The 20,307-nt window shown below is 46.0% G+C and carries 17 protein-coding genes and 1 other annotated feature; of the genes, 6 read left to right on the top strand and 11 right to left on the bottom strand.

The features are described 5' to 3' along the window. Nucleotides 1-15: 15 nt before the first annotated feature. The gene (locus ACYVD3_RS04545; protein WP_460641317.1) at nucleotides 16-1,605 is read right to left on the bottom strand and encodes a response regulator; all 1,590 of its coding nucleotides are present in this window, start codon (nucleotides 1,603-1,605) and stop codon (nucleotides 16-18) included. Beyond that, nucleotides 1,605-2,591 (bottom strand): reverse transcriptase family protein, encoded by a 987-nt coding sequence (locus tag ACYVD3_RS04540; protein ID WP_460641316.1) that lies wholly within the window; start codon nucleotides 2,589-2,591, stop codon nucleotides 1,605-1,607. The genes ACYVD3_RS04545 and ACYVD3_RS04540 overlap by 1 nt, the downstream gene beginning before the upstream one ends. 430 nt (nucleotides 2,592-3,021) lie before the next feature. On the opposite strand from ACYVD3_RS04540, the gene aroF reads away from it, so the two are divergent. Genes aroF through aroA form a run of 3 tightly spaced genes read left to right on the top strand, consistent with a single transcriptional unit; the run spans nucleotide 3,022 to nucleotide 6,424 of the window. Beyond that, the gene (gene aroF, locus ACYVD3_RS04535; protein WP_460641315.1) at nucleotides 3,022-4,038 is read left to right on the top strand and encodes a 3-deoxy-7-phosphoheptulonate synthase; all 1,017 of its coding nucleotides are present in this window, start codon (nucleotides 3,022-3,024) and stop codon (nucleotides 4,036-4,038) included. Beyond that, nucleotides 4,035-5,132 (top strand): prephenate dehydrogenase/arogenate dehydrogenase family protein, encoded by a 1,098-nt coding sequence (locus ACYVD3_RS04530; RefSeq protein ID WP_460641314.1) that lies wholly within the window; start codon nucleotides 4,035-4,037, stop codon nucleotides 5,130-5,132. The genes aroF and ACYVD3_RS04530 overlap by 4 nt, the downstream gene beginning before the upstream one ends. A 14-nt stretch (nucleotides 5,133-5,146) precedes the next feature. Next, nucleotides 5,147-6,424 carry a 3-phosphoshikimate 1-carboxyvinyltransferase gene (aroA, locus tag ACYVD3_RS04525; RefSeq protein ID WP_460641313.1) on the top strand — a complete coding sequence of 426 codons (1,278 nt, stop codon included), beginning with the start codon at nucleotides 5,147-5,149 and terminating at the stop codon, nucleotides 6,422-6,424. Between the two features lie 93 nt (nucleotides 6,425-6,517). Here aroA and ACYVD3_RS04520 read toward each other — a convergent pair whose 3' ends face one another. After that, nucleotides 6,518-7,030 carry a cysteine hydrolase family protein gene (locus tag ACYVD3_RS04520; protein ID WP_460641312.1) on the bottom strand — a complete coding sequence of 171 codons (513 nt, stop codon included), beginning with the start codon at nucleotides 7,028-7,030 and terminating at the stop codon, nucleotides 6,518-6,520. A 333-nt stretch (nucleotides 7,031-7,363) separates the two neighbouring features. Next, nucleotides 7,364-7,608, top strand: a binding site (T-box leader). A 98-nt stretch (nucleotides 7,609-7,706) separates the two neighbouring features. On the opposite strand from ACYVD3_RS04520, the gene ACYVD3_RS04515 reads away from it, so the two are divergent. The 3 genes from ACYVD3_RS04515 to ACYVD3_RS04505 all read left to right on the top strand — a co-directional run bounded on the left by ACYVD3_RS04515 (nucleotide 7,707) and on the right by ACYVD3_RS04505 (nucleotide 10,574). Beyond that, nucleotides 7,707-8,801, top strand: a complete 1,095-nt coding sequence (locus ACYVD3_RS04515; protein WP_460641311.1) for an ABC transporter substrate-binding protein — start codon at nucleotides 7,707-7,709, stop codon at nucleotides 8,799-8,801. A 122-nt stretch (nucleotides 8,802-8,923) separates the two neighbouring features. Beyond that, complete coding sequence (locus ACYVD3_RS04510) at nucleotides 8,924-9,808, top strand: ABC transporter permease (RefSeq protein WP_460641310.1); 885 nt, start codon at nucleotides 8,924-8,926, stop codon at nucleotides 9,806-9,808. Next, nucleotides 9,801-10,574 (top strand): ABC transporter ATP-binding protein, encoded by a 774-nt coding sequence (locus ACYVD3_RS04505; RefSeq protein WP_460641309.1) that lies wholly within the window; start codon nucleotides 9,801-9,803, stop codon nucleotides 10,572-10,574. The genes ACYVD3_RS04510 and ACYVD3_RS04505 overlap by 8 nt, the downstream gene beginning before the upstream one ends. 71 nt (nucleotides 10,575-10,645) lie before the next feature. On the opposite strand, the gene ACYVD3_RS04500 is transcribed toward ACYVD3_RS04505, so the two are convergent. The 8 genes from ACYVD3_RS04500 to ACYVD3_RS04465 form a co-directional block, all read right to left on the bottom strand. Then, nucleotides 10,646-12,589 (bottom strand): glycoside hydrolase family 127 protein, encoded by a 1,944-nt coding sequence (locus ACYVD3_RS04500; protein WP_460641308.1) that lies wholly within the window; start codon nucleotides 12,587-12,589, stop codon nucleotides 10,646-10,648. A 29-nt stretch (nucleotides 12,590-12,618) separates the two neighbouring features. Further along, nucleotides 12,619-13,752 (bottom strand): LacI family DNA-binding transcriptional regulator, encoded by a 1,134-nt coding sequence (locus ACYVD3_RS04495; RefSeq protein ID WP_460641307.1) that lies wholly within the window; start codon nucleotides 13,750-13,752, stop codon nucleotides 12,619-12,621. 10 nt (nucleotides 13,753-13,762) lie between these two features. After that, entirely contained in the window at nucleotides 13,763-14,614 is an 852-nt protein-coding gene (locus ACYVD3_RS04490; protein WP_460641306.1) for a carbohydrate ABC transporter permease, read from the bottom strand. Between the two features lie 12 nt (nucleotides 14,615-14,626). Further along, nucleotides 14,627-15,550, bottom strand: a complete 924-nt coding sequence (locus ACYVD3_RS04485) for a carbohydrate ABC transporter permease (protein ID WP_460641305.1) — start codon at nucleotides 15,548-15,550, stop codon at nucleotides 14,627-14,629. 139 nt (nucleotides 15,551-15,689) lie between these two features. After that, complete coding sequence (locus tag ACYVD3_RS04480) at nucleotides 15,690-17,006, bottom strand: ABC transporter substrate-binding protein (RefSeq protein ID WP_460641304.1); 1,317 nt, start codon at nucleotides 17,004-17,006, stop codon at nucleotides 15,690-15,692. 364 nt (nucleotides 17,007-17,370) lie between these two features. Beyond that, nucleotides 17,371-18,396 (bottom strand): sugar kinase, encoded by a 1,026-nt coding sequence (locus ACYVD3_RS04475; RefSeq protein ID WP_460641303.1) that lies wholly within the window; start codon nucleotides 18,394-18,396, stop codon nucleotides 17,371-17,373. Nucleotides 18,397-18,466: 70 nt separating this feature from the next. Continuing rightward, complete coding sequence (locus tag ACYVD3_RS04470; protein WP_460641302.1) at nucleotides 18,467-19,498, bottom strand: PfkB family carbohydrate kinase; 1,032 nt, start codon at nucleotides 19,496-19,498, stop codon at nucleotides 18,467-18,469. A gap of 97 nt (nucleotides 19,499-19,595) precedes the next feature. Further along, nucleotides 19,596-20,243 (bottom strand): bifunctional 2-keto-4-hydroxyglutarate aldolase/2-keto-3-deoxy-6-phosphogluconate aldolase, encoded by a 648-nt coding sequence (locus ACYVD3_RS04465; protein WP_460641379.1) that lies wholly within the window; start codon nucleotides 20,241-20,243, stop codon nucleotides 19,596-19,598. Nucleotides 20,244-20,307 lie beyond the last annotated feature (64 nt).

Below are 20,307 nucleotides of genomic sequence, written 5' to 3'. Positions count from 1 at the left end.
ATCTGCCTTTCCAAATTACAGTGTTTTTCCGCTGTTTCTGTTGTAATCAGAAGGAGTGACACCCGTATACTGCTTGAATACCCGGTAGAAGGAACGGTAGTCGTCGTAGCCGATTGCCGCAGCCACTTCTGCCACCGGCATATCCGGCATCCGCTCCATAAGGCCCTTGGCATGCTCCATTTTGATCCGGATCACATAATCCCTGAAATTGATTCCCGTCTTTAATTTAAAATAGCTGGTAAAATAAACATCACTTAAGTTTACGTGTCTTGCCACATCCTTTGCCAGAATCTTTTCTCCCATATGGGATTTGATGTAATATTCCGCTGCCTGAATGATCTGGTTCCTGGATCCCTTGTCTCCGGATCCCTGCTTTCCGGCACACTCTACCAAAAAATCTTCCATATAGGCCTTCAGCTCTTCAAAGGTCCGTATGGTATTAATGGGAAGGATGACCTCGGCCTGGGAAAATTCCTTCCCGTTTCCCAGTTCCTTCTGAATGTCCGTTATAAGATAAATACACATTCCACGGATATAGTTAGGCGGCGGCATGGGTACATAAAAAAGCTGGGAAAAATATTCCCGGCAGAATTTTCGTATTTTCTCCGTCTGATTCATGGTAATAGAATACATCAGATTATTATAATCCATCTGATTTGCTGCTGCAGGAGGCGGCGTGGTACACAGGATGCTCTCATCAAAGATCTTCTGTTCTGTCTCATAAAAGCTGTAGGACAGGCACATGAGAGCAGTCTTATAGGAGGTGGAGCAGTCTGTAAGTGCGGCTCCTTCCTTACCGATTCCCACAGTTAAGTCCATGGTGGAATCCCGGTTCACCCGTTTTAAGCACCGGGCCGCAAGGAAACGGTAATTCACCGGCAGATCTCCTGGGTGCAGGGTATGGATAATGGTCAAAAGCTCGCTGGAGCTTGAAATCAGAAATTCATATCTGGTTTCCTGAAGCTCTTCGCTCACAATATCCATGAGATAATTGATCTGCTGGAACTCATCCTCCTGTTCCCCATCCTCTTTCCCCTCAATGGAAAAAACCATGACCCGGAAAGGTCTGTCATTTAGCTTAAGCTCCAGCCTCCTGATTTCATCCCCTATCTCTTCATAGGAATAAAACTCGTTCTTCAGCAGCCTCTTTAAAAATTTCTCCTTTGGCTCGGACTTGACATTTAAATAGGCGGAATAAGAATGAATATGGTTGGATTGGAGGATCTCCTCTTTCTGCTGCCTGATCTCCGCCACCAGTTCATCAATCTTAATGGGCTTGAGGAAATAATTCTTAGCACCAAGCTGAATGGCCTTTTGTGCATATTTAAAATCCCCATACCCGCTTAAAATAATGAAATTGGTCTGCAGCTTTTCATTTTTTACCCGTTCCATAAGCTGCAGTCCATCCATGCCCGGCATGCGGATATCCGTAATGACAATGTCCGGATTGCAGGACTTTATAATATCATAAGCCTCCCTGCCATCCTCTGCGGTTCCCACGATGGTTATGCCAAACTGCTCCCAGGGCACAACCGTAGACAGCCCGTTGCGGATGGCCGCTTCATCGTCCGCAATCAATAAGGTTATATTTTTATTTGCATCCATTATTCTGCTTTCCTCCCAAGTACAGCCAAAACCTTCTCCTCCGCTTCGCGAAACCACTGATCCTCAGGATTCACCAAAAGGACATACTGTATTCTTCCCAAAAGAGAAAGAAAATACTGATTCTCCTGGAACGGTCCATCACTTCCCGTCCTCTCCAAATGGGACCCTGCCCCATATTTCAGGCAGTAATAAATCTCCTGCCGCAGTTTCCTTCTGTAATCTTTGGAAACCTGTGGTTTTTCATTGACCACGATCCCCGTGACCGCCTGCCTCCCGTTGCGGTACAAAATCCTGGTCTTCGTCTCATTCAGTTCAAAGCCCATGGCATTTAAAAAGCCGGAGACCTTTCTGATAACCAGGCCCGGGGGGAAGTCACCGGAAAAGGTCATATCATCGCAGTATCTGGTATAGGAGATGCCTTTGTTCCCGCACCATTTGTTTATGGATTCATCAAAATGCTTCATAACCAGGTTGGAGATTGCAGGCGAAGTGGGAGCCCCCTGAGGCAGAAAATCGTTGCAGCAGCATAAGGCAGTCAGCATGGTTCCTACTGTCGGAGGAAAATACCGGACAGAAAAAGCGTTATTTCGTACCATGGGAAATGAAATACTCCCGAAAAAATCTTTTATATCCAGCTTCACCACTACATTCTTTCCCGTATGGACCATGGCATTGGATACCACTCCTACGCCTTTGCGGTAGGCTGTGGCACAGCCGGAGACCTTATAACCGTCCAGGATGTGGTGCAGGATGTTCCTCTGTATTCTCCTGAGCATATAATCCGGAACCAGCAGCCTCCGGGACCTTCCGTCTTTCTTCGGAATATGGACGGTGTGATAATGGCCTTCCGTATGGTTGCTGAACCCATAAAGACATGCCATTACCTTCTGGTCCGGCCATCTGGTATTCCCCAGAAGCCGGAAAGATAACAGCATGTCCCTGCAATATTCCCATGTGCAATACTTCCACAAATCTGTCTGATACATCGGCTCCTCCATACCAGTAATTTTCTGAAATTCTTCCTGATTCTCCTTAAAAACAACAGAAGCAATACAAACATGATGCCGTAAGATGCGAAGATGTACAAGCCGCAGGCGTAAGCACATGCAATGTGCGGACGTACCTCGCAGCAGATTACGGCCTTTTCCCATACCATGAAAATCCCGGCAGCGACTCGCTGCCCGGCCGGAGGTCGATTACTCGCGGATATGCTATTGCTTCTGCTGTTATGCTAAATATTCTAACACAATGATTTCAAATATTCCACTGTTTTGCTGTGTAAAGTATGCCGGAAATCCTTTTCTGGCAGTAATTTACGTTAAAGTGTCAAAGTTTAACGTGTAAAAGCGTTGACAAGTCCCCTTCAATGGATTACAATGGGGATTAAATATTTGCAAAAGAAAGGGAAATAAACATATGATCATCATTATGAAACCTAATGCTTCCGAGGAAGCTGTTGGTAAAATAAAAGACTTAATCGAATCAAACGGACTTCAGGCCCATTTATCAAAAGGGACGGAAGTGACCATCGTCGGCGTTGTAGGCGATAAGACAAAGCTCCAGGGTGCAAACATCGAAATGCTGGAAGGCGTTGATAAGATCGTTGCCGTAACGGAAACCTACAAGCTGGTAAATAAAAAATTTCATCCCGAAGATTCTGTTATAACCATTGGAAACGCAAAAATCGGTCCCGGGTACCTCACCATGATGGCCGGACCCTGTGCCATTGAAAATCACGATATGGTCCTGGAAACTGCTTTTGCTGTAAAAAAAGCCGGTGCCCAGTTCCTTCGGGGCGGAGCCTATAAGCCCAGAACTTCCCCTTACGCATTCCAGGGCCTGGAAGAAGAAGGGCTGAAATACATGAAGGAAGCCAGGGAAGCCACCGGGCTTAACATCGTCTGCGAGATCACAAGCCTGCGGGCCCTTGAAACAGCCGTAAAATATGTGGACATGATCCAGGTCGGCGCAAGGAATATGCAGAATTTCGAGCTTTTAAAAGAAGCTGGAAAGGCAGGCATTCCTGTCCTGTTAAAGAGAGGTCTCTCTGCTACCATCGATGAATGGCTGAACGCGGCGGAATACATTGCTTCCGAAGGAAACCCTAATATCGTGCTTTGCGAACGCGGCATCCGTACATACGAGACTGCTACCAGAAACACCCTGGATATCAGCGCAGTACCGGTTATCCGCTCAAAGAGCCACCTTCCTATTATTATTGATCCAAGCCACGCCACCGGAGTACGGGCGTATATTGAACCCATTTCCAAGGCTGCCATAGCAGTAGGCGCCGACGGACTGATCGTGGAGGTTCATCCATGTCCATCCTGCGCCCTGTCCGATGGTCCTCAGTCCCTGACCTTTGAGCAATTCGAAAAGCTGACAAAAGAATTACAGCCTTACGCCAAGCTTGCGGGGAGGACATCTGCATGAGTGATGCCTCCATTGCCTTTATCGGGCTTGGTCTCATCGGCGGCTCTATTGCCAGAGGGATCAAGCGTGAAGAACCCAATACAAAAATTATGGCCTACATGCGCACCCGTTCCAGGCTTTTACAGGCAAAAGAAGAAGGAATCGTAGATGTCATCCTGGATGGAATCGGGGAAGAGCTTCGGGAATGCGATCTTATCTTTCTCTGTACTCCTGTGGAGTACAATGCAAAGTATCTGTCGGAAATCCAGCCCTTTTTAAAGCCGGGAGCAATCATCACCGATGTAGGCAGCACCAAGGCGGATATCCACCAAGAGGTAAGCCGCCTGTGTCTGGAAAGCCAGTTTGTAGGAGGGCACCCCATGGCCGGTTCGGAAAAGACCGGGTATGAGAATTCCACCGACCATCTGCTTGAAAATGCCTACTATATCATCACCCCCACCGCTGCTTCCACAGAGGAACAGGTAAACCGTCTGGTGCGGATCGCAAACATGATCGGCTCCATTCCCCTTGTCCTTGATTATCATGAACATGATTTTATCACCGCCACAATCAGCCATCTGCCCCATATCATAGCTTCCAGCCTGGTAAACCTTGTAAAGGCTTCCGATAATGAAGAAGGAATTATGAAACGGCTTGCTGCCGGAGGCTTTAAAGACATTACAAGAATTGCCTCCTCCTCGCCGGAAATGTGGGAACAGATCTGCATGACTAACAGCGGGAATCTTTCCGTGATCCTGGAACGGTATATCTCCTCCTTAAGCCAGATTCTCCATGAGCTTAAGGATAATGACAACCAATATATTTACCAGCTTTTTGAAACCTCCAGGAATTACCGCAGCTCCTTTTCGGAAAAGGTTCCAGGATCCATTGCCCCGGATTATTCCTTTACGGTGGACATGTCTGACGAGGTAGGTGCTATCTCCACTTTATCCGTCATCCTGGCCGCGAAAGGCATCAGCATCAAGAACATCGGCATTAACCACAACCGGGAGCACGGAGAGGGAACCTTAAGGATTGCGTTTTATGACAAAGAGACCATGGACAACGCATGGAAACAGCTAGAACGGTACCACTACGATTTAATTTCAAATTAAAAGAGAGGGTCCTTATGAAATTCAAAAAAGCCTCCCCTTTAAAGGGTGAAATAACCATACCAGGTGACAAATCCATCTCTCACCGCAGCGTGATGTTTGGTTCCATTGCAAAGGGAACCACAGAAATCAGCCACTTTCTTCAAGGGGCCGACTGTCTTTCCACCATTGACTGTTTCCGGAAAATGGGAATTCAGATTGAAAACAGCCATGACACCGTCATTGTTCATGGACACGGGCTCCGGGGCTTAAAAAGACCGGAAACCATTTTAGACTGCGGAAACAGCGGAACCACCACCCGCCTGATCTCCGGCCTTCTGGCTGCCCAGGATTTTGACGTAACCATAACTGGAGACGAATCCATTCAGAAACGTCCCATGAAGCGCATTATGGAGCCCTTGTCCATGATGGGGGCCGATATAAAGAGCGCAAAGGAAAATGGCTGTGCCCCTCTTTCCATTACCGGCAAAAAGCTTCACGGCATCCATTATACCAGCCCCGTGGCCTCTGCCCAGATAAAATCCTGCATCCTTTTAGCCGGACTGTACGCAGAAGGGGAAACAAGAGTAACGGAGCCCTATGTATCCAGAAACCATTCTGAAATCATGCTGAAGTACTTTGGAGCCAATGTGAAAACAGAAGGAACCACCGCCTGCATTGGTCCTGCAAAAGAACTCTACGGCAATAAAATCCTTGTTCCGGGGGATATCTCTTCTGCGGCTTACTTTATTGCTGCAGGCCTGATGGTCCCAGGCTCGGAAATACTGATAAAGCAAGTGGGCATCAATCCTACACGGGACGGGATCATTCATGTATGCCAGGAAATGGGAGCTGATATCACCCTTTTGGATGTGAATACGGATTCCGGGGAACCTACTGGGGATATTCTGGTGAAATCCGGTCCTCTCCACGGCGTTACCATCGGAGGAGCCATCATTCCCACCCTCATCGACGAGCTTCCCATGATCGCTGCCATGGCATGCTTTGCAGAAGGGGAAACCATTATTAAGGATGCGGCGGAATTAAAGGTAAAGGAATCCAACCGCATTGAAGTCATGGTAAAGAACTTATCCGCCATGGGAGCCGATGTTTCAGAAACGGAAGATGGCATGATCATCAGAGGAGGAAAGCCTCTCCACGGCGCTGTCATAGACAGCAGACTGGATCACCGGATCGCTATGACCTTTGCTGTGACCGGGCTGTGCGCAGAAGGGGAAACCGAGATCTTGGGTGCAGAATGCGTGAATATTTCGTATCCGGGATTTTATCAGGATCTGGAGAGATTGATGAAATGAAATGGACCGGTCATCATTTTATGACTGAAAAAATGCTGGGAGAACCTGAGTTCATCCCGGCATTTTTTATTATGGTAATATGTGTAAAAACTTTTACAACACCTGAATCTGGCACATCTTCATGGCCTCCAGCGCATTCTCATGGCTCTTTAAAGTCACACCGGCACAGCAGGAAGAGTCCACCAGCACCGGAGTCTCCGGAAGAAAGGCTTTGACCAGCAGGGCATTGGAAATCACGCAGATGTCCGTACATAAGCCCACCAGTTCAATGGATTCATACTCTTTTTCCTTCACATACTCTCCAAGCGATGCACTTCCAAAGGTGTTTTTTTCAAAACGTTTCCCCTGAAATTCTTTTAGGGACTCATCAAGTTCCCAGCCGGCGGTTCCCCTGATGCAGTGAACCACCGGAAGCTTTTTCCCCTCCTGAGAATCCAGATAATTTTCCTCGTGGGTATCCAGGGTGAAGATCACCTCATCTTCTGCTTCCTGATATTCCTCTATTTTTCTTTTTACTTTAGAAACAATGGACACCGCCTCAAGGGTTCCCAGGGAGCCGTCAATAAAATCCTTTTGCATGTCTACTACGATCAATAACCGTTTCATGGATAGACCTCCAATATTAAATATTACTTATAGTTTATCACAATTCACTCTCATAAGCCCACTGTTTTTTAATATTTTTATTTTTAGTTTTCCATCTTGTTCTTCTCCAAAATCATAATAAAATAATTCAGGTTCTCCAGTTTCAGCCAATCAAAGCAGTTTCTAACATCTCCTGCTCCCATTGTAACCCAGGGAAAGCGAAAAACAACAGAAAGGCATTGAGCGGAAACCGGCTGCCACTCCTTTCAGGCAGGCGGGAAATTTCTGGCTTTTTCAAATTAACAGTTGACAAATCCATACAGACGTATTAATATACTGATTAAATGAAATAATAATAAACCGTTGAAAAAGAAGAGTAAGCGTTACAGGCAATATTTCAGAGAGCCGCCGTTGGTGGGAGTGCGGTATAAAGCTGATCGCTGAATGGACTTTTGAGGGCGGCCCCGAACCATTGTTTCAGTAGGGGCTGACGGAGACCACAACCGTTATTTCCCGTGGCATATATGTTAGTATATGAAAAGTGGACTTTTGCAAAGTCAATTTGAGTGGCACCGCGGATTGTATAATTCGTCTCAAGTACGTTTTTTAGCGTACTTGGGACTTTTTTTTATTTTATCAGGAAATTTGCCCACTTACTCGTTCTGTCAACGAAAAACCATTTTAAGGAGGAAATATTATGAAAAAATCAATTAAGACTCTGTTACTTGCAGCCCTGGCGGCTGCCGCACTCTCCGGCTGTTCTTCCAAGGCAGCCCCTGAAAAACCTGCTGATAACAATTCCACCTCCCAGACCTCTTCCAGTGCAGAAGCAGAAAGTTCTGCGGATCAGTCAAAGAGTGAAACCACCAAAGACGGCAAATCCTATACCATCGGCATCGGCCAGTTTGCGGAACACGGCTCCCTTGACAACTGCCGGGAAGGCTTTTTGCTGGGCCTTGCAGAAGAAGGGATCGAGGAAGGAAAAAACTTAACGGTCATGTATGAAAATGCCCAGGCTGACGGAGGTACCGCAAGCCAGATCGTAAACAACTTCCTTTCCAAAAAAGCGAATCTGATCTGCGCCATCGCAACCCCAATGGCTCAGGCTGCCTACAGCGGAGCAAAGAAAGCCGATATTCCCGTAATCTTTACGGCAGTAACGGATCCCGTAGCCGCAGCCCTTGCAAAGGAAGACGGGACTCCTGCAGGAGAAATCACCGGAACCAGCGACAAACTTCCGGTGGAAAAACAGTTGGAAATGATCCGCAAGATCCTTCCCGATGCCAAGACCATCGGCATCCTCTACAGCACCAGTGAAGTGAACTCAGAAACAGCGATCAAGGAATACAAGGCCGCTGCAGCCTCCTACGGCTTTGAAATCGTAGAAGGCCCTGTTACAGCAACTGCCGACATTCCTCTGGCAACCGACAGCATTTTAGAGAAGGTTGACTGCTTAAACAATTTAACGGACAATACCGTAGTAAGCTCTCTTCCACTGATCCTTGATAAGGCAGGAAAGAAGAACATCCCCGTATTCGGCAGCGAAGTTGAGCAGGTAAAAATCGGCTGTCTGGCTTCCATTGGCCTTGATTATGTGGACTTAGGCAAGCAGACCGGAAAAATGGCTGCAAAGGTATTAAAGGGCGAAGCAAAAGCAAGCGAAATAAACTTTGAAATCATCAAGGAAGCCGCATTTTACGGTAACTCAAAGGTTGCTGAGAATCTGGGAATCACCCTGCCGTCAGAGCTTACCGGCTCCGCCGCTGAAATTTTTACAGATATCACCCGATAACTTAAAGAAAATCCCATACGCCTGCAGGCTCGTGGAACGGCTAATTTCTAAGCTCAGCCGCACTATGCTTAGCATCACTAAGAAAGTTATGCAAAAGGAATATATTTGGAGGAAGTTAAACCATGTCAATCATACTTGGCGTTTTGGAAGAAGGCCTGGTCTATGCCATTATGGCCCTGGGCGTATACATCACCTATAAGATTTTGGATTTTCCAGATCTTTCCGTGGATGGAACCTTCCCTTTGGGAGGCGCAATCACCGTTACCCTGATCCTGGCCGGAATCAACCCGGTGGCAACGCTTTTTATCGCTTTTGCCATCGGCGCACTGGCCGGATGCATCACCGGCTTTATCCATGTAAAATTAAAGGTACGTGATCTTCTGTCAGGTATCATTGTCATGACTGCCCTCTATTCTGTGAACTTGCGGGTAGCCGGAAAGTCCAATGTTCCGTTTTTTAATAATGATTCCATTTTTGAAAACAGCTTTGTAAACGGCCTGTTTCCCGGAAAACTTGCAGATATCAGCGTTGTACTTATATTGGCTGTCATCGTGTTGGCCGTCAAGCTTTTGCTTGACCAGTATTTAAAGACCCGTTCCGGCTATTTATTAAGGGCCGTAGGTGACAATGAGACTCTTGTCACCTCCCTGGCCAAGGACAAAGGCATGGTAAAGGTCATCGGCCTGGCCATCGCAAACGGTCTGGCCGCCCTGGCCGGTTCCGTATACTGCCAACAGAAAGGCTTTTTTGAAATCAGTATGGGAACCGGTACCATTGTGATCGGTCTTGCCAATGTTATCATCGGCACAAACCTGTTTAAACGGATGGGGTTTGTAAAATCCACCACCGCAGTCATCATCGGCTCCATTCTTTATAAGGCCTGCGTGTCAATTGCCATTTATCTTGGTATGGAAGCATCAGACTTAAAGATGATAACGTCAGTGCTGTTCCTGGTCATACTGGTGCTCAGCAACGGCAGGGAAAAGAAGGTGAAACATCATGCTTGAACTTCAAAACATCAATAAATATTATAATCAGGGAACAGTCAATGAAATGTGCCTGTTTCAGGACTTTAATCTCACCATTAAAGACCGGCAATTCGTATCTGTGGTAGGGAGCAACGGCTCCGGAAAAACATCCCTGTTAAATATCATCTGCGGAAGCATTTCTTTAGACAGCGGTTCCATCCGGATCAGCGGCGTTGATATCACCGGTATGCCGGAGTATAAGCGCCAGCGCCGCATCGGAAGGGTCTACCAGAACCCGGCCATGGGCACATGCCCCAATATGACCATCCTTGAAAATATGGCTCTGGCTGATGCCAAGGGAAAGCCCTTTAACCTTCTTCCAGGAACCAACAAGCAGCGGATCTCCTACTACAGGGAACAGCTTCGTTTCCTGGGCCTTGGCTTGGAGGATAAGCTCCATGTAAAGGTGGGTGTTCTTTCCGGCGGCCAGAGGCAGGCCATGGCCCTTCTCATGTCAACCATGACTCCCATTGAGTTCCTGATCTTAGATGAACACACGGCCGCCCTGGATCCAAAAACTGCTGAGATCATTATGGAGCTGACAGACAAGATTGTAAAAGAAAAGCATCTGACCACCATCATGGTCACCCATAATCTCCGCTATGCCGTGGAATACGGAAACCGCCTGCTGATGATGCATCAGGGAAATGCCATCATCGATCAGACAGGAGAAAAAAAGTCCAGCATTGATGTGGAGCATATTTTAGAGAAGTTCAATGAAATCAGCATTGAATGCGGAAATTAGAGGATCGTTCCAAGAAAAAGAAGATCCGGCCAGATGATCTGGCCGGGTCTTCTTTTTCTATTGCTCCAGTTTTACTTTTCACGGATCCAGACAAGCATTTCCCCCTTGCCCCTGTTATTCCAGCAGCAATAAGGAATGGCTTTAAACCAGTCTTTTACATAGGAAGGCCGGTCTTCCTCATAAAGGGTATCTCCTGCCCTGGAATAGTCAATGCGCATGCCTTCCAGTCCGGCACACAGGGTTCCGCCAAGCAATGATTCGTCAAACTCTTCCTTTGGCTTTACCGAGCTGTCAATGATGTCTGATGCCAGATACTTGCCGTTATCAGCTTCCTCCAGGCAATACACCATAGGTCCCTTCATCAGGCAGACCTTTCCGATGTTGTCACGTACCCTGGGATTACATCTTACAAAGCGGAAAGAAACATCAAAAACCACTGTGATTTTATCTCCTGCTTTCCATTTACGGGTCAGATATATGTACCCCTTTTCCAGGCAAATAGCTTCCTTCACACCGTTTACTCTTACCTCTGCACTGCCAGAGTAGGAAGGCTTCCGGATCCCTATGGTAAACTCCTGTCCGTCTGTTTCCGGAGTGACCTCCAATGCCACATCGCCCTTTACCGGATAATCGGAACTGAGGGCAAGGCCCACACGTCCGGAGGACAGACCGGTTTCAATGCTGCTGCCGATAAATAAGTTCACGTAAACTGTATTCTGGCCGGCGGCATACATATAATTGCCAAGGGAAGCAAGGGTCCTTGCAATATTAGGCGGACAGCAGGCTACGCCGAACCAAAGCTGCCTTGTGGTTTTAACATGGCGCAGGGTCGGATTTTTCTCTGCTATCTCAGGAACCACCTCTAAGGGATTGACATAGAAGAAATGCTTTCCATCCAGAGCAATTCCCGCCAAAAGGGTATTGTATAATGCCTTTTCTACTATATCCGTATATTTTCCATCTTTTGTGATCCGGAACATCCGGTTGGAAAACATGGCAAGCCCTACGGTGGCACAGGATTCAGAATAATTGGAATTGTTAGGCAGATCGTAATCCGTTGTAAATCTCTCCCCATAGGATGCGGATCCAATGCTTCCGGTGACATACATCCTTTTTTCCACAATATTGTTCCAAAGGATTTCACACTGTTTCAGCAATTCTTCATCCTGGTATTCATAGGCCAGGTCAGCCATGGCGCTGTATAAGTAAACCGCCCGCACTGCATGGCCTTCCGCTGTTTCCTGTTCTTTCAGAGGCATATGGGACTGGTTATAATCCAGGTCAAAATCCCTAAACTCCGGGAAAATGAAATTCTGGTTTTTTATGCAATCTTCGTTTAAAAAATAACAAGGCCGTTCTCCTCTTGCCCGTATAAAAAAATCAGCCAGTTCCAGATATTTTTTCATTTTTGTGACCCGGTAAAGCTTTACCAGGGCCAGCTCCACTTCCGGATGCCCCGGGTAGCCATGGACTTTCCCCTCTTCCCTTCCAAACACCTGACACATGTAGTCCGCAAACCTGCATACCACATCCAGAAATTTCTTCTTGCCCGTAGCTTCATAATATGCCACCGCCGCCTCGATCATATGTCCCGCAGTATAAAGCTCGTGGCCTTCAAACAGGTCAGACCACCGCTCTTTCCCTGTAATCGTATAAAATGTATTCAAATATCCGTCTTCACACTGGGCTCTGGCAATCAGATCAATGGTGCTGTCGGCTGTGGCTTCCAGTTTTGGATTTTTCTTTTTGGCAAGGGAATAGGCGGCGGCTTCCAGCCATTTGGCAACATCCGTATCCTGGAATACCATGCCCTTATGCTCTCCCTTTTCATCACCGCAGGCAATTCGGAAATTTCTGATGCAATAGCTCTTTTCGGCTCCTTCCACATGATCATTGATCAGCTCCCATTGGAATGGTAAAATAACATCATCCACCAGATCGATGTATCTGTTCCAGAATGGATCATTAATCCTAATGTCTTTTAAATCCGCGGTTGTCAACTTACCAGCATCCATGTCTTTTCCTCACTCAGCATTTATTTTTTTCATAAATCCGCAGTTTCGTTCCGGTTTTTTACCGACTCGCCTTCTATCAGGGCACAGGGAAGGGTGATGTTTACATCTCCTACGCTGGTTCCATGAATGCTTTCAAGCAGCAGTTCCATGGAACGGTATCCCATTTCCTGAAGAGGCCTTTCCACTGTGGTGATCCTTGGGGTCACATACTGGACAATATCTGCATTGTCAAAGCCTGTCACCGATATATCATCAGGAATTTTAAGTCCAAGCTCTCTGGCAGCGTCATAAACCCCCACTGCCATATCATCATTCATTGCCACAATGGCAGTGGGAAAGTCTTTTTTATTAAGAAGCTTTCCGGCCGCATCCTTTCCTTCCCGGTACTTCCAGTTTCCGCATACAATATTTTCAGGCTTCAGTTCTATTCCTGCCTCGTCCAGGGCCCGTTTAAAGCCTTTGAACCTGAGGGCAGCAGGCTCCGATTCCTTAAGCCCGTTGATCACTCCAAACTCTTTATGACCGTTGCCAATCAGCATCTGTGTCATCTGGTAAACCGTTTTCTCGTTACTGTAACGGACGGAAGACCCTTCCCCATCCGTATAGCAGTAACAGTATACCACCGGCTTTTTTATATCATGAAGCACATGGCTTATTTTGCGGTCATGCATGCCCACATAAATAATGCCATCCACCTGCATTCCAATTAAAACATCTACCGCCTTGTCAATATCCTTCTGATAATTTGAAATATGTTCAAACTGGGATTCTATTTTGCTGAGAAGCCTTAAATTATTTAATATGGTATTGTATCCTCTTGCTTCAGCAATTTCATTGATCCCGTCAATAATATGGGCCGTATGCCAAACCGTAATATCCTCAACAATCACACCGATCAGAAAGGATTCATTTGTCCGAAGACTCTTTGCCAGGATATTGGACCGGTATCCTGTTTCTTTTATGATCTTTTCCACCCGTTTCCTTGTTTCTTCACTTATCTGAGCCGTATTATTAAGCACATATGACACCGTTGCTACGGATACGCCGGCCATAGAAGCAATCTCTTTTAAAGTCATGGTAACATATACTCCCTCTTTATTAGTCTTTTCCGTTCCTTGAAACCATCGCCCTATGGCAGGATTTTGCCCATGAAAAACCAGCATCCATTTCCGCCTATCCTTTTAAGCCGGAGGTTTTAATTCCCTCCACCAGGAATCTGGAACCAAACAGATAAAGAAGCATGGGGGGCAAAATCATAAGGGAAGACGCTGCCATAATTGACGGCCAGTTAATGACAAATGCATTACCAGAAGTATACATAAATGTGGTCATTAATGCAATGGTCAGTGTTCTCCACTTATCGCTGTTAATATAGAACACCGGCTGGGTCAGCTCATTCCACCAGAATACACTGGACAGCACACCGATTGTAATGAAGGTGGATTTGGACAGGGGCAGCAGCACTTTGAAAAACACTCCCAGCTTGCTGCAGCCGTCAATGGTAGCCGCCTCATCCAGCTCCTTTGGTATGGACCGGAAAAACTGCCGGAACAGAAAAACATTATAGGGATAGGCAAAAAATGACGGAATGATCATGGGGAGAAGAGAATCCAGCCAGCCGATCTTCCCAAACATAATGTACTGGGGAATGATCAGGGCAATATTGGGGATCATCATAGTTCCCACGATCAAGGAAAATATCAGTTTCTTCCCGGGAAATTCCATTCTGGCAAGAGGATAAGCTACAAGAGATGAAGATATTAAAGTTCCCAAGGTTGTTCCTGCCATTAAAAGAACGGTATTCCGTACATATAAATAATAATTGGAATGAAAGAAGATATATTTAAAGTTTTCCAGTGTCGCAGCCTCAGGGATGATGTCAGAAGAGGTGGTAAACTCCGTCAAATTTTTAAAAGCCCCTGAAAATACCCATACAATCGGAGAAAACATGATAACAGCAACAAGGATCTTAAGAATAAATATAAGGATCCTGCCTGTTTTTTTCTTTGCTTTTGCTGAATTCATGACCTCTCCTCCTTAATTTTCATAATAGACCAGCTTCTTTGATACTGCAAATATACCGATACCAAAGCAGCAGGCGATCATAAACAGAACCACTGACAGTGCACATGCATATCCTACCTTCATATTGCTGAAGGCCTCCTTATAGATCAAAAGGCTCAGAACCTGGGTCATTCCGTTGGGGTCCCCGCTTTCCCCTGTCAAAGGGTATAGCAGTGCAAAGGAACCGTTTAACGCGCTGATGCAGCCCATGACCGCATTAAACAGCACAATGGGGGAGATCATGGGAAGGGTCACGCCAAAAAACTTCTTAAGGGGACTTGCTCCGTCAATGTCACAGGCTTCGTAAAGTTCCCGGGGAACATCATTTAAGCCTGACCGGAAGATCAGCATCATCTGCCCGGTGTTGTATGTGAACAGGGTAATAAAAAACACGGCAAGATAAATGGTACGCTTATCATACAGCCAGTTCACCGTAACATTCTTTGCAGCTAATTGTGAAATCACCGCATTTAAAAGGCCTGCCTCTTTTCCGAATATGGTACGGAACGTATACGCCAGTGCAACCGTGGGAATCACGGAAGGAAGAAAATAACAAAACTGGAAGACACCGTTTAACTTCTGTTTATAATTCAGCAGCATTGCCATGAGCACTGCCCATACCGTAGTAACTGCCATCATGACAACGGTAAAAAACAGGGTCACTTTTATGGAATTCCAAAAGGTTGGGCTTTGAAGCATATTAACGTAATTTGCCAATCCCACAAAATTTGAAATGCCGTTTAATTTCCGGTTTGTCAAACTGACCGCAAACATAAAGACGATGGGAAATAAGGTAAAACATATAAATCCTATAAACCATGGAGCACAAAAAGCATATGCAGTCAGATGATTCTTAAGCCGTTTCTTTTTCACCGGCTTTATTTTCTCATTTTTCATAGCATTCTCAGTCCTTTCGCTTAAGGCTCAAATAATCTCTGTTTGCGGCCGCTTCCCTTCCATTTCAGGCTGGTCTGCGGCCGCTTTTGTATCCGTGGAGCTTATTATATCTGGCCTTTTTGCAGCTTAACAGCTAATCTTAATAGCCAATCGTCTCTTTTGCATACTGAGAAGCATTCTTCACCGCATCTTCCGGAGTTTTCTGTCCCAATACCGCAGAATTGAATTCACTGATGGCATTATTCGTTACGCCGGAGGGTAAGCATGTATATCCGAATACCCCTGCTTTTAAGGAGTCTGTTATTGCCTCCCAGTTTTCGATTGTAGTAACACCTTCCACCTTCCAGGCGCCTTTTTCTGCTATGGATTTGATTGCAGAAGGATTTCCGCTTGCCTTTGAGTTAATGGCCTGCCCTTCTTCGCTCATCAGGTATTCGATTACTTTAAAAGCCCCATCCTGATTCTTGCTCTTTGCATTGATGCTGTAAAAGCCGGTATGTAAAGTGTTATATTTCAGTTTATCTGTGGGAATAGAGGCAATATCCCAGTTAAAGGCAAGCCCGCCGCCGTAAGTTCCTATATTCCAGCTTCCCTGCCAGCTCATAGCCGCTTTTCCGGCTGCAAAAAGATCTGCCGTATCGGAAGAAGGTTCAGGCATGGTGCCGTTTTTAACCAGTTGTGCCATATCAGAAACAAAAGAAACGGCACCGTCACCGATCACCATCTGTCCCTTGGCCGGGTCAAAAACCTGATCTCCTGCTCCGCCGATACCCGCCCACCAGGTCTGGGTGTTGGGAAGAGTACTGCCATACACCTCTGTAGTGCCGTCGGCTGCCTTCTTGGTAAGCTTCTCTGCTGCTGCTTTATAATCTGCGTAAGACCAGTCATTGGCGGGGTAGGCAATGCCTGCCGCATCAAACATATCCTGGTTGTAATACAGCAGCTCCGTAGCTGCACACCATGGCAAACCATAGGTGCCGCCCAGGCCTTCAGACAGCTTTGCTACTGCATCAATAAAATCATCTGTTTTAATGGTGGATTTGGCCAGATAATCATCAAGGGGAATGATTCCGTCCACCTGGGCAAAGTTGGAAATATCATTTTCCCAGATCACATAGATATCCACGGAATCGTTCCCTGTTGAGACCATCTGGTTCAGTTTAGAAGAATAATCACTTTCCGGGATCACTGTTACTTCCACATCAATGCCCGTTGCCTTTTCGGCCTGGACATACATATTAAGGGTCTCATCTTTATTAGGCTCATTCCAGACCGCAATGGTCACCTTATTCCCTGTTCCGGCGGAGTCCGTCTTACTGCTTTCCCCTGCCGTTGACCCGGTAGTCCCTGCCACAGTTCCTTCCGGCTTTTCCTGTCCCTTGCCGCCACAGCCGGCTAATGCGCCGTAAACCACGGCTGTTGACAGAAGCAATGCCAGTAATTTCTTCCTTCTCATAATAAACCCTCCAATAATATTATAATATTTTTTATTTAAACGTTTAAGTGATTTTTTTAAATTTTTGCCGATTGATATTAATATCTATCAGCCAAACATTGTCTACTTAAACGTTTAAATTAAATTCATAAAAAAATATACACTATAATGTACATTTTTACTATATATCCTTTTTATTTATTTGTCAATATTTAAATTAAATATTCTAAAAATATTTTATTATTGGTGATTTTTTATACTTAAAGGTTTAAGTAAAGGTAAGGTTTGTATTTTGATGCTGCAAGTTGTCATTTACAGGCTTAACAGGAAAATGAGGCAGGATTTCAAGGAATCCTGCCTCATCTTCCGGTATTGTTTTTTTATTTTATCTGCTCATCTCGCTCTGAGGGCCTTTGTCGTTGTGGTCTTTTATAACAGTATTGACCTCGCTTAAATCAGAGGTGGGAAGATCTCCGGGTATGGTATTCTTTAAGGCCGCTGTGGCATTGCCGTACCGGACTGCATTCATACAGTCGCCTCCGCTGCTTAACAGACCATAAAGGGCACCTGCAATATAAGCGTCTCCGCTCCCGATCCGGTCCACAACATCAATGTTATGGTAGGGTTCTTCCTCGTAATATTCCTTTCTGGAAGCATCGTAAATCACAGAGCCAAAGGTATGGCTTTTGGGGCTGTGGACGATCCTTTGTGTGGAAGCCACAACGGAAATCGGATATTCTTCCGTAAAGCTCTTCATCATCTCCTTAACAGTCCCCTCCTTCTTAAAGGTCAGTCTGGCCGTTTCTTCGGAGCAGAAGAAAATATCCACATAAGGTAAAATCTGTTCAATACTTTCTCTGGCTTCCTCTCCTGTCCAGAGATTGCCCCGGAAATTCACATCAAAGGAAATAATGGTTCCTGACTCCTTGAACTTTTTGATCATATCAACAGCTGTTTTCCTGGTATTCTCACACAAAGCAAGGGTAATTCCTGTGGTGTGGAAACAGGTGGTCGCCTGATACATTTCCTCCGGGAAAGAAGAAGTGCTGATCTGAACAAAGGAACTGTTCTTTCTGTCGTAAATGACCTTTGGCTTCCTCGGATATGCTCCGTATTCATAATAATAAAGCCCAAGCCTTGCGCTTAAGCTGCTGTCATAGACAAAATAGTCATCACTGATCCCATAGGAACGGACTTTATTCTTTACAAAATTTCCTATATCATTAAACGGAAGCTGGGTAACCACTCCGGTATGAAGCCCTAAAAGAGCAGCGCCCACGGCAACGTTTAATTCCGCACCGCCTACCTGCTTTTGAAAGGAATCTCCCCGGACAAGCCGTTCCACTCCTGCCGGAGACAGGCGTAACAGCAGTTCCCCCAGGCTCAGTAAATCAAAAGGTCTGTCACTCATCTTGAACTTTCCTCCATCATTTTCAAAAAGGGAGTCATTGCCCAATGACTCCCTCTCGTTATCTTATTGATTATCTCTGAACACGTCCTGAACCGTCGCCGCCTGCCAGAGTTTCCACGTCTTCTCTGGTTACCAGGTTAAAGTCTCCGGGAATGGTGTGCTTTAATGCGGAAGCTGCAACAGCATATTCCAAAGCGCCCTTAAAGTCCTTGCCGTCAACCAGGCCGCAGATCACGCCTGCTGCAAAGGAATCACCGCCGCCTACACGGTCAACAATAGGGGTAACGCGGTACTTTTTGGAGTGGTAGAATTCACGGGTTGCGCCATCCATGATGCATGCAGACCAGCCATTGTCAGAAGCAGAAAAACTCTCACGTAAGGAGCTGATCACATATTTGAAGTTAAACTTATCGATCATCTGGTTGAAGATATCTACATATCCCTGTAATTCCAGCTCGCCGGAAGTTACATCGGTGTTGCCCGGCTTAAAGCCAAGAACCTTTTCTGCATCCTCTTCGTTGCCGATGCACACGTCAACGTACTGCATTAAGTTTGTCATAACCCTCTGAGCCTTCTCAGAAGACCATAATTTCTTACGGAAGTTTAAGTCAACGGAAACCGTTACGCCGTGAGCCTTGGCTGCCTTTAAAGCTGCCTCAGTCAGCTCTGCCGCCTCATCACTTACTGCAGGTGTGATTCCTGTAAAATGGAACCATTCTGCATCCTTAAAGATCTCATCAAAGTCAAAATTTGCTGCGGTTGCCGTTGCAATGGAGGAATGAGCCCTGTCATATACAACTGCAGACGCTCTCATGGCGGAGCCTGTCTCTAAAAAGTAAATACCAAGTCTTTCTCCGCATCTTGCGATGTGTTTTGTTCCTACGTTGTATTTTCTTAAAGCTGCTACTGCACACTCGCCGATTGGGTTCTTGGGAACTGCTGTCACGAACTGAACGTCATGTCCATAGTTTGCCAGGGAAACAGCTACGTTAGCCTCGCCGCCGCCGTAGTTTACATCAAACTCATCTGCCTGGATAAATTTTTCATTATTTGGGGTAGATAATCTTAACATAATCTCGCCCATGGTCACAAGTTTTGCCATTTTCTATTTTCTCCCTAAGATTCTATTATTATTTTTTATTATGAGCTTTTCTTATTTGCGCCCCCCAGGGGGCCTTCTCTGCCGGCTTCGCCGCCATTTACCTTGCTGCGGCTACTGCCTCAACGAATTCCTTTGCCTTTGCTGTAACTGCAGCAAAATCACCGGTTTTAGCACCCTTTGTTAAGCTGCTGCCCGTACCAACGGCATAAGCTCCGGCCTTGATCCACTTATCCACGTTGTCAACGTCAACGCCGCCGGATGGCATGAAATCACCCTGAGGAAGGGGGCCTTTAAAGGAGCTGATCGCTTCCGGTCCCATGATGTTGCCTGGGAAGATCTTGATCACGTCACAGCCGCACTCCAGGGCTGTAATTGCTTCGGTAGGTGTCATAACTCCCGGAAGCATAGGCACTCTGTAGCGGTTGCACAGCTTGATGGTCTCAACGTTTAAGCCGGGGCTTACTACGTAATTGGCTCCTGCAAGGATTGCAGCTCTTGCTGTTTCCGGATCAAGAACAGTTCCTGCTCCAATAACCACATCTGCATTTTTACTATATTTTTCAGACATTTTTGCGATGAATTCAATTGGATTTCCTTCATCCATAGTCATAGTGATTTCAATGAAATTAATGCCGCCTGCAATGATGGCGTCAACTACCTTTTCGCCCTGCTCAAAGTCCTTTGCCCGAACAACAGCAACCAGACAGTCTTTTTTCATCTTTAATAAAACCTGTTCTTTTTTCATCATCCTTCTTCTCTCCTTCTTTATTTTCGCATATACGAATTGATTTCATATTTACGATTCCTAT

Source organism: Lacrimispora brassicae, from assembly GCF_054772055.1.
The sequence above is the reverse complement of the archived record's forward strand: the minus strand, read 5'-3'. Positions and strand labels throughout refer to the sequence as shown.

Coding starts and splice junctions, on each gene's coding strand:
- ACYVD3_RS04480 (WP_460641304.1), bottom strand. CDS start 17,006: ATGAGAAGGAAGAAATTACTGGCATTGCTTCTGTCAACAGCCGTGGTT.
- ACYVD3_RS04485 (WP_460641305.1), bottom strand. CDS start 15,550: ATGAAAAATGAGAAAATAAAGCCGGTGAAAAAGAAACGGCTTAAGAAT.
- aroA (WP_460641313.1), top strand. CDS start 5,147: ATGAAATTCAAAAAAGCCTCCCCTTTAAAGGGTGAAATAACCATACCA.
- ACYVD3_RS04465 (WP_460641379.1), bottom strand. CDS start 20,243: ATGAAAAAAGAACAGGTTTTATTAAAGATGAAAAAAGACTGTCTGGTT.
- ACYVD3_RS04515 (WP_460641311.1), top strand. CDS start 7,707: ATGAAAAAATCAATTAAGACTCTGTTACTTGCAGCCCTGGCGGCTGCC.
- ACYVD3_RS04505 (WP_460641309.1), top strand. CDS start 9,801: ATGCTTGAACTTCAAAACATCAATAAATATTATAATCAGGGAACAGTC.
- ACYVD3_RS04530 (WP_460641314.1), top strand. CDS start 4,035: ATGAGTGATGCCTCCATTGCCTTTATCGGGCTTGGTCTCATCGGCGGC.
- ACYVD3_RS04470 (WP_460641302.1), bottom strand. CDS start 19,498: ATGGCAAAACTTGTGACCATGGGCGAGATTATGTTAAGATTATCTACC.
- aroF (WP_460641315.1), top strand. CDS start 3,022: ATGATCATCATTATGAAACCTAATGCTTCCGAGGAAGCTGTTGGTAAA.
- ACYVD3_RS04500 (WP_460641308.1), bottom strand. CDS start 12,589: ATGGATGCTGGTAAGTTGACAACCGCGGATTTAAAAGACATTAGGATT.
- ACYVD3_RS04495 (WP_460641307.1), bottom strand. CDS start 13,752: ATGCTGGTTTTTCATGGGCAAAATCCTGCCATAGGGCGATGGTTTCAA.
- ACYVD3_RS04510 (WP_460641310.1), top strand. CDS start 8,924: ATGTCAATCATACTTGGCGTTTTGGAAGAAGGCCTGGTCTATGCCATT.
- ACYVD3_RS04540 (WP_460641316.1), bottom strand. CDS start 2,591: ATGTATCAGACAGATTTGTGGAAGTATTGCACATGGGAATATTGCAGG.
- ACYVD3_RS04545 (WP_460641317.1), bottom strand. CDS start 1,605: ATGGATGCAAATAAAAATATAACCTTATTGATTGCGGACGATGAAGCG.
- ACYVD3_RS04520 (WP_460641312.1), bottom strand. CDS start 7,030: ATGAAACGGTTATTGATCGTAGTAGACATGCAAAAGGATTTTATTGAC.
- ACYVD3_RS04475 (WP_460641303.1), bottom strand. CDS start 18,396: ATGAGTGACAGACCTTTTGATTTACTGAGCCTGGGGGAACTGCTGTTA.
- ACYVD3_RS04490 (WP_460641306.1), bottom strand. CDS start 14,614: ATGAATTCAGCAAAAGCAAAGAAAAAAACAGGCAGGATCCTTATATTT.